This is a genomic window from Vibrio metschnikovii CIP 69.14 (assembly GCF_000176155.1).
GTDB classification, from domain to species: Bacteria; Pseudomonadota; Gammaproteobacteria; order Enterobacterales; family Vibrionaceae; genus Vibrio; species Vibrio metschnikovii.
Genome location: NZ_ACZO01000006.1, coordinates 417,010 through 431,993 on the forward strand (window position 1 = coordinate 417,010; position 14,984 = coordinate 431,993).

The 14,984-nt window shown below is 40.4% G+C and carries 13 protein-coding genes and 1 pseudogene; 11 read left to right on the plus strand and 3 right to left on the minus strand.

Annotated features, from left to right (window positions below; all coding sequences use genetic code 11):
• Positions 1–133: 133 nt before the first annotated feature.
• The 6 genes from VIB_RS05440 (at position 134) to VIB_RS05465 (ending at position 5,600) form a co-directional block, all read left to right on the plus strand.
• Positions 134–328 carry a hypothetical protein gene (locus tag VIB_RS05440; protein WP_040904215.1) on the plus strand — a complete coding sequence of 65 codons (195 nt, stop codon included), beginning with the start codon at positions 134–136 and terminating at the stop codon, positions 326–328.
• Between the two features lie 321 nt (positions 329–649).
• Positions 650–1,489, plus strand: a complete 840-nt coding sequence (locus tag VIB_RS05445; RefSeq protein WP_004394976.1) for a hypothetical protein — start codon at positions 650–652, stop codon at positions 1,487–1,489.
• A gap of 171 nt (positions 1,490–1,660) precedes the next feature.
• On the plus strand, positions 1,661–1,864 hold the full coding sequence (locus VIB_RS05450) for a hypothetical protein (protein WP_040904217.1): 204 nt from the start codon (positions 1,661–1,663) through the stop codon (positions 1,862–1,864).
• A 5-nt stretch (positions 1,865–1,869) separates the two neighbouring features.
• A complete protein-coding gene (locus VIB_RS05455; protein ID WP_115152741.1) occupies positions 1,870–2,976 on the plus strand; it encodes an ABC transporter ATP-binding protein in 1,107 nt (368 codons plus the stop codon).
• A complete protein-coding gene (locus VIB_RS05460) occupies positions 2,970–3,923 on the plus strand; it encodes an extracellular solute-binding protein (RefSeq protein ID WP_004394978.1) in 954 nt (317 codons plus the stop codon). The genes VIB_RS05455 and VIB_RS05460 overlap by 7 nt, the downstream gene beginning before the upstream one ends.
• 3 nt (positions 3,924–3,926) lie before the next feature.
• On the plus strand, positions 3,927–5,600 hold the full coding sequence (locus tag VIB_RS05465; protein ID WP_004394979.1) for an ABC transporter permease: 1,674 nt from the start codon (positions 3,927–3,929) through the stop codon (positions 5,598–5,600).
• A gap of 272 nt (positions 5,601–5,872) precedes the next feature.
• Here VIB_RS05465 and VIB_RS05470 read toward each other — a convergent pair.
• A pseudogene (locus VIB_RS05470) lies at positions 5,873–6,586 on the minus strand (IS5 family transposase).
• Positions 6,587–7,008: 422 nt separating this feature from the next.
• Here VIB_RS05470 and VIB_RS05475 point away from each other — a divergent pair.
• The 4 genes from VIB_RS05475 to VIB_RS05490 all read left to right on the plus strand — a co-directional run bounded on the left by VIB_RS05475 (position 7,009) and on the right by VIB_RS05490 (position 10,612).
• Positions 7,009–7,911 (plus strand): hypothetical protein, encoded by a 903-nt coding sequence (locus VIB_RS05475; protein WP_004394980.1) that lies wholly within the window; start codon positions 7,009–7,011, stop codon positions 7,909–7,911.
• 67 nt (positions 7,912–7,978) lie between these two features.
• On the plus strand, positions 7,979–9,139 hold the full coding sequence (locus tag VIB_RS05480) for a DUF5692 family protein (RefSeq protein ID WP_004394981.1): 1,161 nt from the start codon (positions 7,979–7,981) through the stop codon (positions 9,137–9,139).
• A 62-nt stretch (positions 9,140–9,201) separates the two neighbouring features.
• A complete protein-coding gene (locus tag VIB_RS05485; RefSeq protein ID WP_004394982.1) occupies positions 9,202–10,026 on the plus strand; it encodes a hypothetical protein in 825 nt (274 codons plus the stop codon).
• Between the two features lie 22 nt (positions 10,027–10,048).
• Positions 10,049–10,612: a chalcone isomerase family protein gene (locus tag VIB_RS05490; protein WP_040904219.1), complete on the plus strand. Its 564-nt coding sequence runs from the start codon at positions 10,049–10,051 to the stop codon at positions 10,610–10,612.
• A gap of 177 nt (positions 10,613–10,789) precedes the next feature.
• Here the strand turns inward: VIB_RS05490 and VIB_RS05495 are convergent, their stop codons facing one another.
• Positions 10,790–11,911, minus strand: a complete 1,122-nt coding sequence (locus tag VIB_RS05495; RefSeq protein ID WP_004394984.1) for an ISAs1 family transposase — start codon at positions 11,909–11,911, stop codon at positions 10,790–10,792.
• Between the two features lie 813 nt (positions 11,912–12,724).
• Here VIB_RS05495 and VIB_RS17035 point away from each other — a divergent pair.
• The gene (locus VIB_RS17035; protein ID WP_004394985.1) at positions 12,725–13,564 is read left to right on the plus strand and encodes a methyl-accepting chemotaxis protein; all 840 of its coding nucleotides are present in this window, start codon (positions 12,725–12,727) and stop codon (positions 13,562–13,564) included.
• 1,216 nt (positions 13,565–14,780) lie between these two features.
• On the opposite strand, the gene VIB_RS17875 is transcribed toward VIB_RS17035, so the two are convergent.
• Positions 14,781–14,930 (minus strand): RidA family protein, encoded by a 150-nt coding sequence (locus VIB_RS17875; protein ID WP_224215258.1) that lies wholly within the window; start codon positions 14,928–14,930, stop codon positions 14,781–14,783.
• Between the last annotated feature and the right edge of the window lie 54 nt (positions 14,931–14,984).

Sequence of the window (14,984 nt, forward strand, 5' to 3'; positions counted from 1 at the left end):
GATCGGTGCCCTAATCGGGTGGCCGATCCTAGTCTTTCCACTCGTGATATTACTTTCATAAGCTTATTATCCTCCCCATCCGGCCAAAGCTTGGTTACTCTTTTCGCAACAAGATTGCCAAGGAGAGCCCGCCATGCCCAAGCAAGTTAGCTACACTCAATATCAAAAACGAGTGATCCGCTTCCTGAGCGAATATTTGGGAGCTCAGACGCCATTTACTTATCAACGGACGCAAACCAATCACCTCAAGGTGCTGATTGATGGTGTCGCAAAACCGCTGTATACCGGTTCAACACCTTCAAACATTAAATCGATCAATAACTTGTGAGTGAAAATCATGATTATCAATTGGCCGTAGCCCTATCAGGTTAATGTGATTAACGTACTCAGTGCGTGAGGGACTGAAGTTCATGGGTTTTCTGGTGCTAGGAACAGTGTATTGAATAGGGCGATTTTGTCATCCGCAGATAGTCTTAGCCAAGCGGCGGAGAACCTTGAACAGGGACAAAAAACTATCGACTTATAATCTAACTCAATCGGTCGTGACACGTTCATTTTTCTGTCACGATAATTAATTAGGTTAAATCGTCTTTCAACACATAGCCATTGCTGGTAAAGCTTCATTTTTATCCAACTGGGAATATCAACGATGATTTTTAAACTATTGCTAGTTGTCTTTGTGGCAACGCTCTCTTTTTCTGTGCTCGCCACTGACGTGTACGAAGTTAAACTATTTATCAACCCTGAAACAACCCTAGATCAAGAGGGTAGACCTTCAAATGCGGTGTGGCAGGCGTTTGGTTTTAATAGCAACAAAGTTAATGATCATGTCGTACTGTATATGGATACCGATGCATTGAACTTGCGACAAGAAGGCTGGAGTATACGGATCCGCAAGCGTGATACTCAGGGCAGCCATCGTATTCAGTACAAAAAGCGTTATCCTATTACCAATGGCAATGTCGCTGCTGCCAAATCTCAGGCAGAGTCAGATGGATTTAATTTAAATGATGCGGATTGGAGCATTGAAACTGACTGGGGCTTTACGCAGCAAACGTTCAGTGTTGCTGTTACAGAAAAACAAAAGTTCAAAAATATATCCGCTAGTTTAGGTATGCCAAACTTGGTAGAGGCTATTCATCAAAGTAAACGCAATGCACCGGATGAGTTTAAGTTTTGGTCAGCTACTAACTGGGGGAGCCTTGTATTGGACCAATCTCGGATTTATGGAGAGGTTACCTTTACCCGATTCAATGATGGCAGCATTACTTATAATAATATAGCAATCGCCGATATCAGCCTTGAGATCTGGCGCATTCTGGCAGAGCAAGGGGATGATCATGAGTATCTGATTGAGGTCTCATTTCGAGCTAGAGGCCTACAACAGGCCGATCTTCAGCGTACAGCTCTGATGGAGTTTTTGCTTGCTCAGAATTGGCTAATTTCTGATGATGTACTTAAAACTCAACGGATACTTGAGCGCTATTAATTGTATTTAATGGCAAGCTATGAGCAGGAAGCAAAGATCTATTAAAATCCTGAAAAAATGCTTCAATCCCTTTTTTACTGCACTTAACCGTCATCTTTCTGCCATAGTCAGAAGTTAAAATCTTCGTTTTATTAACGAGTTAGTCATAGCGCATATAGGAAGATCGGTAAAATGAAACGGAATTATTCTTTATTAACCCTAGCTGCTGATGCGGCTCTGTTTGGGGGCATGCCCGTGGTTTTAGCAAATGATCTTACCCGACGAGCCGATGGCAGCAAACCAAGTGAACCAATTGTTCGTATCTGCGGGCTCATACTTAATCATAGTGCTAGAGATAATCATTTAGGGGATATAAAGTTTGGTGATTTATGGTAGCTGAAATGACACCAGCACTACAAATTTCAGGGCTTACCAAGGCTTTTGGCAACCAGGTGGCGTTGCATGAATTGGATTTAACTCTAGAGCGAGGCAAGGTACTGGCTTTACTTGGGCCATCTGGTTGTGGAAAAACCACCTTGCTGCGTTGTATTGCAGGTTTGCTGGAAGCCGATGCAGGTGAGATTAAAATTCAGGGTCAGTGTGTATTTGGCCCGAAAACCAACGCGGCACCAGAGCACCGTCGTCTGGGAATGGTGTTTCAAGACTATGCGTTATGGCCACACATGACGGTCGCTGAGAATGTAGCCTTTCCTTTGATCATGCAGGGGATGAAAAAAGCAGAAATCAAATCTCAAGTTGAGTGGGCACTGGACTTAGTGGGATTGGCGCACTCTGCTGAGAAAGCACCAGGCACCTTATCCGGTGGTCAACAACAGCGCATCGCACTGGCACGGGCAGTTTCTTCCAAGCCTAAGTTGTTGCTTATGGATGAGCCTTTATCTAATTTGGACAAAGGGCTACGTGAAAATCTGGCCGCAGAGATACGTCAGTTGATTGATCGTTTGGCGCTAACGGCCGTGTTTGTGACTCATGATCAACTGGAGGCTTTTGCATTGGCAGATGAGGTTGCTGTCCTAAATCAAGGTTTTTTACAGCAACTGTCAACTCCGGAGGAGCTGTACAAGCACCCATCTACTGCGGAAATTGCGACTTTCATCGATTCTGGTTCAGTGCTCGAAGGGCGCATTGATCATCAAGCAATTCATATTGCTGATCAACGTTTTCAGCTGGGGTTCCACACTCATCAAGGGCCAGTAAAACTGCTTATTCCTCGTCAGGCCGTGACGCTTGATACCAAGCATCAAGCTCGTTTGTTCGGTCAGGTCGTCGGATGTGCTTTTCAGGGAGATTATTACGCCGTGCAATTGCGCCTTGCGGATCAGCAATTGATCACGTTTCGTACTCAACAGCGAGTCTCGCTCAACCAGCCATTAGCAGTTAGCCTTGATTTGTCAAAATTAACTGCTTGGTCTGAGCAGGGACTGGCGTTGGCGTTAACTACTTCTTTTTCTCACACACTTGCGACTAGTGGAGTTTTAGCATGTTAAAAAAATCATTTGCTATCTTAGGACTGTGTTTAGTTTCAGGATTAAGTTTGGCCAGTAACTTGACGGTGTATTCTGTTGGTCCCAATAACCTGATCACGGTGTTAGCTCAGGATTATCAGGCAGCAACTGGGGTAAGAGTCCAGATTTTTCAAGGTACTACAGGGCAGGTGATGTCACGTCTTGAAGCGGAGCAGCGCAATCCGATCGCGGACGTGGTGATTTCGGCCTCTTGGGATTCAGCGGTAGATCTTAAGCAACAGGATCTGTTGGCACCATTACGCTTGCGTAATATGACCCACGTACCTGACTCACTAAAAGATAGTCATTATATTGCTCAAGGAGTTTCTGCCCTGTCGATGGTGTTTAACACCAAAAGTGGTTTGCCTCAGCCTGAGGATTGGTTTGATGTCACCGCAGGCGTTTATCGGAACCAGGTCACTATGCCAGATCCAGCCCAGTCGGGGACGGCTTTTGAGCTTCTGTCTGCACTACTGACTGCCAAAGGTGACGATGCTACTTGGGACTTTTTGGCGACTATGAAGCAGAACCGCATGATTGTACCTGGCCCGAATGCTCGTGCATTGAATCCAGTTTTGCAAGGTGCCAAGAGCGTGGTTTTTGGTGCAGTTGATTATATTGCACTGGGCCATCAGGCACGGGGTGAAAGCATTGAGGTTATTTTTCCTCCAAGTGGCACGGTGATCGCGCCACGGCCAATGATGGTTCTCGCATCCAGCCGTAACCAGGATAGGGCAATGGATTTTGTCGATTTTGTTCTGTCCGAAGCTGGGCAGGCACGAGTTGCTGAAGTTTATTTAATGCCTGCACGAACGGATATTAAAAGTTTGCGCCCAGGAATCAATGATTTGAACATCATTAATATCGATGAAAATCTGACTCAGCAACGGCAGGTTCTGATCAATCGTTTTCGGGCCATCATGGACTAAGTCATGCATCGTTTAACCAACGTTTTTTTAATGCCACTAACCCTGCTCAGCTTGATCGGGCTAGTAGGGCTGCCGTTACTATTTATCCTGTTGCAGGCGATCTTTCCGTATATCACTCGCGGCAGTTTTGCTGAACCCTTTGCGTTGATTCTACCAACTCTCACTGATCCGCTGCTTCTTGAGTTGGTTGGAAATACCCTAGCACTTGGGCTAGCGGTGGTACTTGGATGTTTACTGGTGGCTTTACCTTTGGGTGCGCTTCGAGCGTTAACTCGTGTACCCGGCGGTGCAGTGTGGGACTTGATTTTTCTAATTCCTTTCATGATTCCGCCCTACATTGCAGCATTAGCTTGGATGACGACATTACAAACCCGTGGTTATTCAGAGCAGTTAATGGGGTTTTCTGCCAACGATTTTTTATTTTCATTTTGGGGTATCACTTTTGTGATGGTGCTGAATGTCTTTCCGGTGGTCTATTTTGCCGTATCACGAACTCTGGCCGTAGTTGGTAGTCGTTATGCAGCCGTTGGGCGTGTTTGTGGAGCAGGTGCGTGGCGAGCGTTCTTCAAATTGACATTGCCGCTATCGATTCCCGGTTTGGCCGCGAGCCTACTCTTGGTATTTGCTTTGAGTATTGAAGAATTTGGTACTCCGGCAACTTTAGGAGCACAGGCTGGGTTTAAAGTTCTGGTAACTGGTATTCATGAACGTTTTTCCGACTGGCCGCTGGATATGCCCGGTGCGGCGATTTTATCGCTAATTTTGGTTGGTTTGGCGATGCTTGCTTTTTATCTGCAGCACTGGATAGTGACTCGGCGTTCTTATGTGTCTCAAGGCAGTAAGCCAGCAAGCTTTGAGCCAGTAGAGCTAGGGCGAGCACGCTGGCCGGTTGTTATCCTGTTTGCCTTGGTAGGCGTGATCTCCGTTGGGGTACCGATTTTTTCCGTATTGGCCACTTCTTTGAGTACGACCCTGTCAGGCGGTTTAAGTATTGATAATCTTACCTTTAATCATTATCAAAGCCTATTTGCCAATCAAAGTGGCGCAATGGCAGCATTGACGAATAGCCTTACTTTAGCAACCGGCACGGCCTTGGTTACCGGTGTTTTGGGGGCTTTAGTGGCTTATCTGGTTGTGCGAGCGTCAATTAGTGGTAAGGGTTTGCTCGATCTGCTTTCCTTATTGCCTAATACCTTGCCGGGTATCGTGGTGGCTGTCGGTTTGATTCTGGTCTGGAACCAGCCGGTTTGGTCAATGCCTATCTACAATACGGGTTGGATGCTGCTTTTAGCCTACAGCTGTTTACTGCTCCCTTATCCGGTACGTTATGCCTCAGCGGCTTTACGCCAGATAGGCAGCAATCTTGAGGCAGCGGCACGAGTATCAGGCGCTAGTTTGCTGATCAGTTTTGTACGAATTGTTGTTCCTCTAATGATGCCCGCATTGCTGGTTGCGATGCTATTGGTGTTTGCCATTGCGTCACGAGAGCTGGTTGCTTCGTTGATGGTGGCACCAGCGGGCATGTCAACCGTGTCTACTTTCGTTTTTGGTCAGTTTGAGCAGGGATTGCCGGGAGTGGGGATGGCCATGAGTGTCATGGCCATCTTTTCAACAACAGGGCTATTGGTTTTGCTCACGACTCTGGCTCGAAAGAAGTTGCCCAGCGGGGTGATCTAAACATGTCATGATCACGGCTATATTCAATACTTATTACACCATGACAGCAGCAAGAACGGATTTTTATTATGTCGTATGACGTGCTCATTGATGTGTATATCTTGCTTTTGGCTATGAATGTTTGGCTGTAAATCACGTAAACGTTGTCAACCCGGCTTAATAAGTATTTTGGCTACAGCTAGGTTAGTTCATCTCAGTCACAACTTGAAAACACCGCTATCGAATGAAAATAAAACGCTAGGGCGTGTTGATCTTTGCTGTATGTATTTTGCTCAGCAATACATCGGCAACCACATTATAGTAAACGCCAGCGATACCATACTGGCGTAATTTCTTGCTAACTTATCATATCTCTTTGATATCGCTCGGAAGTGCTTAATCCTCGCGAAAGCATTTTCAACCAAATGTTGATACTTGTAGAGACACCAATCCATGCTTTCTTTGTCGATATCTTGTCCATAATTTCGCTTTGGTATAATCGCTTCACCACCTTTAGAGTCAACATATGTCCTTAAAGCGTCGCTGTCATAGCCTTTATCGGCGATAAATACGTTGACCTCCTTAAGGTGGTCAACAAGACTTTCGGCACGAGCAATATCATTTCTCTGGCCTTCTGATAGCTAGAAATAGATTGGTAATCCACCGCTATCCACGACCAGATGAATTTTCGTTGAGTTACCACCACGACTCTTTCCAATACATTCATTATCTGTGGTCGCAGCTCCAGAGCTATGTTGATGAGTTTTGACTATTGAGTCGTCTGCAAACACCCAGTCATAATCGGAGAGTTTTGATAACTGTTTGAATAATATGTATAACAGGCCTTTCTTCGACCACAGGTTAAAGCGGCGATAAACCGTGTTCCAGTCCCCAAACTCGGTTGGTAGATCACGCCATGGAATTCCTGTTAGCAAGCGGTAAAGGATTTCTTCAAAGGTCATTCTATGTTCAGATTTATTATAAATGCGGCCAGTGTTCTTCATCACTTGAAGTAGCTTTTTCTACCGCTTATCAGTTAGCATTAGTCTCGGCATGGTATGGAGTTACAGTTTATTTTTGGCGAAACAAATTATAACGCCTTACCATGCTGCTCAAAAACTTATCACGAAAGATCAACAGACCCTAGTGAACAAAGTGCGATCCCGCCCTGAAAGAGCGGCATCAAGGGATCTAAACTTTTCTCTCTTTCATTGATTGTTCAAGTCACAAATTTATCAAAATTCTTATTTGTCAAAAATAATTAGATAAAAAGTGTGGTTACTCGCACAGCAGTAACCCTCAAAAACAATTAGAGTTAAAACTCTAAAATAGAGCTTTAACTCTAAAGTGGATCATAATCACCAGCTTAACTACTTGTTTTAAAAAATTTAAATAAACATTTAAAGATTAAATTAACATGGAGGGCGTTATGGAAATACCAACTTGGCAATATGTCATCTCAATGACTTGCTATATTGTTTTTTTGCTCCTTTTAGTTGAAGGAATGAGAAGAACACCACGGTTAACTGCCGTCCTATGGCTCGCATCGTTGTGCACTTTTCCCTTGTGGGCCGATCAACTCGATGGTTGGTTTCGCTGGGTAAAAACAATCAGTGTTCTTTTACCGACAGCGCTTGTGGTAGGATTTGCGAGAGTTGCTTGGTATTACCGCGACAATCCTAATACCATTTTAAAGTTCTTTCGTGGTGATTGGGTACTCAAAGTATTATATGCGGTTCTTTTCCTAAATATTGCAGAAGCCACCTTAAAAGACCTAGTTATAGGAAATTATTTTAACTTTCTATGCGGTATTATTCTTTGTATAACAATCCCATTCCCTCGCTACAAGAATGGAGTTCGTCAATACTGGTTAATATCTAAAGATAAACCAAATGATCTATTATTTTATTCTACAGCAGCATGGAACTTCTTATATACTACCTGGAATCTAGCCTTTGTTTATGGTGAAAATACTGCTTTCTTTGCAAGTTCATTTTGTATATTAATTGCAGCTGAGCTTTATCCTGTTATCAAAAAACGTCCCGAGCTTTATGTCATAGCCCGAGTTTATACTCTAGCTTTCCACATTTTCATTCGAGCCAATATAGATATTTTCACACCAATCATGGATTCCAGTTCATGGAGAAATGAATCTGTACTTTATTGGTGGGGCGCAATTAATCTACTACTTCATATTCCATTTGCTATTTGGTACTTCCGTAAGAAAAAAGAACAAAAAGAGCCACCTTTTGGTAATAATCCGCCACCATTAACAAAGGATTGCATTAACGAATACGATTTAGCTAATGAAAAAACTGCAATTGAAAAATAATGTTTATCTGCGGCTTACAAAGCCTAAGTCGCAGATTATTAATTAACAAGGAACATCGAGGTTCAATGTGAAATTATTAATTAAAACTTTACTTGTTATGCTATTAGCTATGACAGGTACGATAGCTATCGCCCAAGATCAAGGATACTCAAGCGATCAGTTAATCGGCGAGATTTGGCAAGGAACACATGATGGTGCACCAGGTGAAGGGAGTTTGTTTTTTCGTCTGGAATTTCATTCCGAGGGTCTAGTCAGCGTGATGCGTCAATCTGGAGGTTTCAATAAAACCGAAATACAGAATTGGCATATTAATGACAGCGGAAATGTCGTGATTAAAAGTAACCCAGATGACCAAATCACTAACTTTGATAATGCATCATTACGCTATACTGAACGTGAACAAATGCGTTATACCTTAGATGATAGTTCTAGTAATTTTTATAAGTGGCATAAAACAAATTCATATTTACATATTTTATTTGTCTTATTCGGTCTAATACTACTTAATGAATTATGCCGTCATTGGAAACACGCTAACTATTTACTTTGGTTTATCTTGCCAATTGCTTTAATTCCGATTTTTGCAAGCCATGAGATAACCTACTGGTTTAAATGGGTGAAACTTTATTCTGTCGTAGGTGCTGCTGTATTATTTACTCTCATTCGATTTACCAAAATTGGTAGTATGAAATGGGCTAAGTTTTCTGCTGCTGCATTCCTTGCATTAAATATTTTAGAGGCTGTTTTACAAGACTTCAGTATGGGTAATCTGGCCAACATCCTTAATGCGGTCGGTGGCATTTTATGCATTATTACTCTTGCAGGCTGGGCACAAATTAAAGCCGATGATTCCAAACAGAAAGATATGATATGGCCAGCAATGACCACATTTTGGATCATTGCCTATGACATCTGGAATATCGTTTTTGTTTATCTAAACTTCCCTGGTTCTGCAACGGCACAAGCTATGGTATTGATTGCAGCAACTTTGCCATCTCTACTAATTAAAAAAGGAACTTGGTTGCAAGCAAGAGCATTTACTTTAGCTGGTTCATTTATGTATTACTTCGCATTCCCATCAATGTACGAAAGTCACGTGATTCCGTTACCTCGCAATGATGAATTGATGCTAGCTGCTGGATTAATTAGTTTTATTGTCAACCTAGCTTATGCAATTTTTTTCTTTCGAAAAACAAAAGAGCAGCGTATTGCTTCAGCAGTTGCATAAAAAACATCCATCAATAGCATCTTTTAAATTTAACAATAAATAATATTAATTGGACTAATTTTATGAAAAAACAACTTTTAGCACTAGTAATCACATCAAGTATAATTTCAGTAAATAGCTATGCAAACGACAAAGAGATTGATATGTCTAGCCCCACAGAAGCCTACACAGCCCTTGGAATAGGTTACGGTAACGAAGGGCTTAATTTAAAGGCGATGTACATGCTCTCTGAAGCAGGAGCATCACGAAAGTCAGGTTTTATTTTTGAGGCTAATGATGTCACCGATAAAGAAGGTGGTAACCCAAAATTCTCAGGCATGGGTAGTTCTGGTCCTGAGTTTAATAAAGAAATATCCAATACTAATTATCGCTTTCGGTATGGATCATTGAATACTTTAAATGGTTTAGGGCATATGGTTGATGCCGTAATTAAAGATCACCCTTTCTTTGGTACTACATCAGTAGTACAGGCAGGAGCTGTAGCAACAATTCCAATTGGTAAAAATGCTTATATATGGCCTGTGATACTATTTGGTGGCGTTCTGATGGAGGATAATATGGCTGATCTAACATCGAATCCTGGGGCAAATTTATCTAGTGGTGGTGTTCATTTAGCATCGACTATTTACTCGGCTAAATTTTACGGACGTTATAAATTTAATGACTCATTCTGGTTATTAGGCTCTTGGACATATACCGATGAATTAAATGGTAAAAGTTGGAATAAAGACATACTTGATGGTGGATTACAACTAAGTCCACAACAAATTGAACTGACTCTTGGATATCAGATAACAAATAAACAAAACTTAAGATTTAATTTCTTATCTTATTCAGATAGTGGTGGCTCTGATCGTTTTTGGGTCGAATATAATTACGCATTTTAAATAATTATAATAGGTGAACAGCATGAAAAATAAAATAATCATAGCTTTAACTATTGCCGCAATATCTACATCATCATTAGCAAGAAATATCAGTGGTGTAGAAGTTTTAGAGACGATCCAAGCTAAAAATTTTAGTCTTAATCTAAACGGTGCAGGTGTCCGATCAAAAGTTTTTATGGACCTCTACGTCGGCTCATTATTTACTGAGCAACCAACACAATCTTCTCAACTACTGATCAATGGTGATTATCCGTCCGCCATCCGTTTAAATATTACTTCGGGAATGATCACTGCTAGTAAATTAACTGAAGCATTAAATGAAGGGTTCCAACTTGCTACCAATGGCAATACAGCCATGATTGATGAAAGTATAAATGATTTTATTGAGGCCACATTTAGAGAAGAAGTTAAAAAAGGGGATCAATTTACTTTTGTAAGTGCTCCTAATGATGGACTTTACAGCTACAAAAATGAAATTCTCCTAGATTATAGAAATGATGACGCCTTCCGTAAAGCGCTATTATCTGTTTGGCTTGGAGATAAGCCAACAGATAAAAAATTAAAAAAACAGATGCTTGGGGGTTGAGTATAATAGCATATACTCTAACAACTTGGAGTTGCAGGTAGGCGGCAAGCGAATTCATCCCCCTGAGAATAGCCAGGCTATTTGATTAGGGTGAACGAATGTAGTCAACACCCCTGCAGCTTCAAGTAGGAAGAGTATAGTTATCCTCTTGGGCGATCAGGGCGACCGCATGAGTGTCTATATTTTCACCACATTATTAAAACCAGCACTTAATACTGCCTCTAGCATCGATGTATTCATCATGCAGCGCTTTTGCTTACCAACAATGCTTAGCTTGGTTGGTTCTTCTCGGAGCATGTTTAAACTCATATGACGTAGGCATGATAGATTCTCTGCACCGTGATCTTTGTATATCTGGCACGCGTCTTCATTCATGGTTACATCAAGCACCCAGTGCATTGATTCTATACCCCAATGTTCTCTGACTGCCATCGTAGCTTGCTCTCCACTAAGCTTTTTAGAACTGGTGTAATAACGGTACTCTAGAGCGACAGATTTTCCTTTCTCAAGGCGAAAATTTTCAACCATAATAATGCTCTGTAAGCCTTTCCAGCGAGAGAAGTTACCTTCAAGTTTCGTACTATCAAAAACATAGCATTGACGAGATTCTATACGGCCGTGTCCTTGCTCTGGAGAAATGTCAGCAACCACATTGGAGCGCTGAGAAGAGAACGCCTTTTCTATTGCTTGACGGAGTTTCCCTTGGTTGCTCTTTACGGCAAGCAAGTAGTCCCCACCTTGCTCTACAATGGTTTTGGCAATTTTGGTTTGGCAGGCCATTGCATCAATGGTGACTAAGGCTCCCTTAATATCGAGCATCTTTATCAGTTCAGGGATCGCGGTAATTTCATTGCTTTTTTCTTCGGTTTTCAGCTGTCCCAACACGAGCTTGTTTGACGATGCATAAGCACTGATAATGTGAATGGTGCTCGCTCTGTCTTCACGATTGTAAGAGCCTCGAAGTGTTTTGCCATCAATTACAATAACTTGACCTTCGGTAAGGGTGTGTATTGATGACATCCAGTTAATGAAGCACTCATGAAACTGCTCGGGTTCAATCGTAGAGATTATTCGAGCAATCGTGTCATCAGCAGAAACACCATGCAAAAACAGGTCATTGCGCTTAAACCAATCATGATGACCGAGAATGTATTCACGGATATCAAACCAGCCTTTCGCACCAGCAATCACCGCACATAGCGAGCCAAAAAGGACTTCGAACAGGCAATAAGTGACCTTTGGGCTTTGGCGTTGATCGGTAATCGTTTGAAAATGTTCTTTGAAGTGGTCGATGTGCATGATGCTTTCCCTAAAAAGGGAGTATAAGATCACAGCTAAATGTGATCGTCAAATCGATCATGAATTTGATTAAAAAACGTTCGCGATCTCACCCTGCTTGGGCGATGTTTTCATTAGGAATTTAAAAATATTTTTTTTCATTGCCCATAATAAAGATAAATGGGAATAAACTTCCATATTCTACCACTTAATTAATATTTAGGAGTAACCATGAGGCTATTTAAGCTTTGGTGTCGTATATTTGTATTTGATGCTAATAATTGGCCTGATTTAAAAAAACATGCTGAAACATTGATGTACTTCACCATGATTTCATTTATAACAGGATTATATAGTTTAATAAAATGGTCATCGGTTGGCTACACTCCATTAGTAATAACCTCGATTTATTGTATAATTTCAGAAATAACGGAAGCCTCATTACTGGGTTAATTAAAATTAAAAACATTTGCGACACATATCGGCTTCTCTGGTATGGTATTTCATGCTTTAAACTTGATCTACCAAACTGGGGGAGTTATTGCATCCCCACAAAGCTTTTGGATCAGCGTACTTTTGGTCGCTTTTTTTCTTACTGCGGGCCATTATATTGCTTGGTTATGGAGTATTTTAGTGATAGCTTGCTGTAGTATAATGATCTTCAATGATTTATATGGTCAAATGTTACCTAATTTTATACTAAATACGAGCCAAAATAGTCTTGAAGTATGGTCTAGCTTACTCGTACCACTGGCTATTTTGGTTATTGCACAAAGTTATAGCTCTCATAAGCAAAACAAGCATTAAGCATGCAGCTATAACTCGAGACAAAAGATGGAGTACAGTGCACAGCAAGCACGACAAGGTCAAGAAAAGCTCTTATCACAAGCTCATCTTAACGTCAATAAATTGAATTGTGTGACACAAAATCTTGATAGCCAATCCCATTCTTTACGTAACCATATCATAACTTTAAACCAGAACAGCGGTTCACAATCTATTGCTTCGGGACAATTGTCTGAAAGATTATCTCAATTAACTGAAGATATTAATTTTTCAGATCAATCAATTTTGCAGTTAAAACAACGTAGCAATATTATTAATCAACAAGCAACCGTAAGTATAACTTGTTTAAATGCTTCAACTAATGCAATGGATAAAATCCATAATGCTAATCAGAAAATTATTTCAGTAGCTGACTTGATAACTAACATCGCAGATCAGACTAATCTTTTAGCATTGAATGCTGCTATTGAAGCCGCAAGAGTTGGAGAACATGGCCGCGGCTTAGCTGTGGTGGCTGATCAGGTCCGTGAATTGTCAAGTAAAAGTAATTTATTCTCACACGAAATACGAGAGCTACTAAATTCTAGTCGCTTAGAGGTAGAATCTGGTCAACAAATAATTAATTCAACTGAAGCCCAAATAACAAAAATAATTGATGAGATCAGTAATGTTATGACACAATTAGATAAGTTATCCCATTTAATGACTCGAAAAGTATCAACATTATCAGAACTCAGCTCGGCAAGCCATAATGTGGCGGAAAATGTAACCCAAATGAGTATAGTATCAGAATTAGTCTCCGGACAGGAAGAACATTTAAGAGAACAAGTAATAGAATTAAATAATGCTGCTGTTCAACGTACCTCTATTATTGCAAATTATTATTAACTAATACAATTAAGTACACAGTTATATTCATACAATTTAGTCTAGGTTAAATAAACATGTGCAATTAAAATAAGAGTGATAACGAAAAAAATACAAGAAAAGAAAGTATTTTAACTTCATAGCGTTCACTAATTTTTTAGCAAAGTTTTTTTCTCGACGAGTGTGAGGAAATTAACATTTCTATATTTGGTTAAAGCTAGCTAAAGCTTATGTTGCCAACAAACCTGGTTTCTTTTTAGAAGTTATAGAATATTTGAGGAATACTATCAAAATACAGATCAGTATCTTCCTACCTTTTATATTATTTATCTGTTAATTAATGGCGCTATACTCAAGGGAAAGAAACTAGCTTGCACCATTTTTTCGGTTAAAATAGATAGTTAATTTTATGGCGTTCAAATTACTACTGAGAAATTCATAACGGGTTAAATCTAATATAATTAAATAAAGTAGTATTCATTAATGATAGTTAATTGGGCCTGTCGATATTTTGTAACGTATCTGCTATTAATAAATAACTAAAAGAACGGTGATAGCCAAAAAACTATAATTAGACGAGCACTTTGGCTGTAACGCAAAGATTAAACCAAAGAAATTAAAGCCAAGAGTCCAATTACCGCCAGTGTCGCGATAGACATTATGGCAGTAATAATTGAGGGGGTAAATTTTTTTCCTAATTTAAGGTTATTTTTTCCATTCAAAATAGATAAAAATGCTGAGTTCATTTTTCACCGTAGACTGTTTATTTAAGCTAAAACTTTATAGATGTATAACAATTATACTATATTTGTGAGCTAAGTCAAATTTTGATGCAAGAGCACTCACGTTTGTACGAAAGGTTAAGCATTTGTGTATTCTAAGCAACTTGTGGTTCAGCTAGCTGAAAAAATGCCTAAGTCCTCATAATCCGAGTATATTCAAACTATGGAATGACAATGGATAGATGAATGGATGCCGCCAAAACTGGTGCTTTGTAAAAAAGAAAGCACAATAAACAACGTCTGTTGACCTACTTGCTGTACTTTTCATTTTTTAATGATGATTTATCAGTTAACTTATTGATCTTAGCCGGCTTCGATGACTTAAATTTCTACTTTCGCATCCATGGATAAACGCGAGACTTCAATACAAGAATATGCAGGCAAAGTTGCATCACGAGTTTAAAAAACTCTCCATATACTTGGTTCACAATTGGAAAATCATTAAGGCCTTTTTGCTATACCGTAGTTTTGACGATATTTTTGCTATTAGCCCAGGTTTTTGAATAATCTCCAGCGCGTGAGACAGCTTGCATATTTTGCTCCGCAACGTCTCCCGGCATTGTTTTTGTATTTAGGTCAATCGGTAATTGACCAGCAGTAATCATTAACTCTCCCAAATTGGCTTCCTAAACGTAAGGACCGCTGGCGATAGGAGCTTT

Coding starts and splice junctions, on each gene's coding strand:
- VIB_RS05440 (WP_040904215.1), top strand. CDS start 134: ATGCCCAAGCAAGTTAGCTACACTCAATATCAAAAACGAGTGATCCGC.
- VIB_RS05445 (WP_004394976.1), top strand. CDS start 650: ATGATTTTTAAACTATTGCTAGTTGTCTTTGTGGCAACGCTCTCTTTT.
- VIB_RS05450 (WP_040904217.1), top strand. CDS start 1,661: ATGAAACGGAATTATTCTTTATTAACCCTAGCTGCTGATGCGGCTCTG.
- VIB_RS05455 (WP_115152741.1), top strand. CDS start 1,870: ATGACACCAGCACTACAAATTTCAGGGCTTACCAAGGCTTTTGGCAAC.
- VIB_RS05460 (WP_004394978.1), top strand. CDS start 2,970: ATGTTAAAAAAATCATTTGCTATCTTAGGACTGTGTTTAGTTTCAGGA.
- VIB_RS05465 (WP_004394979.1), top strand. CDS start 3,927: ATGCATCGTTTAACCAACGTTTTTTTAATGCCACTAACCCTGCTCAGC.
- VIB_RS05475 (WP_004394980.1), top strand. CDS start 7,009: ATGGAAATACCAACTTGGCAATATGTCATCTCAATGACTTGCTATATT.
- VIB_RS05485 (WP_004394982.1), top strand. CDS start 9,202: ATGAAAAAACAACTTTTAGCACTAGTAATCACATCAAGTATAATTTCA.
- VIB_RS05490 (WP_040904219.1), top strand. CDS start 10,049: ATGAAAAATAAAATAATCATAGCTTTAACTATTGCCGCAATATCTACA.
- VIB_RS05495 (WP_004394984.1), bottom strand. CDS start 11,911: ATGCACATCGACCACTTCAAAGAACATTTTCAAACGATTACCGATCAA.
- VIB_RS17035 (WP_004394985.1), top strand. CDS start 12,725: ATGGAGTACAGTGCACAGCAAGCACGACAAGGTCAAGAAAAGCTCTTA.
- VIB_RS17875 (WP_224215258.1), bottom strand. CDS start 14,930: ATGATTACTGCTGGTCAATTACCGATTGACCTAAATACAAAAACAATG.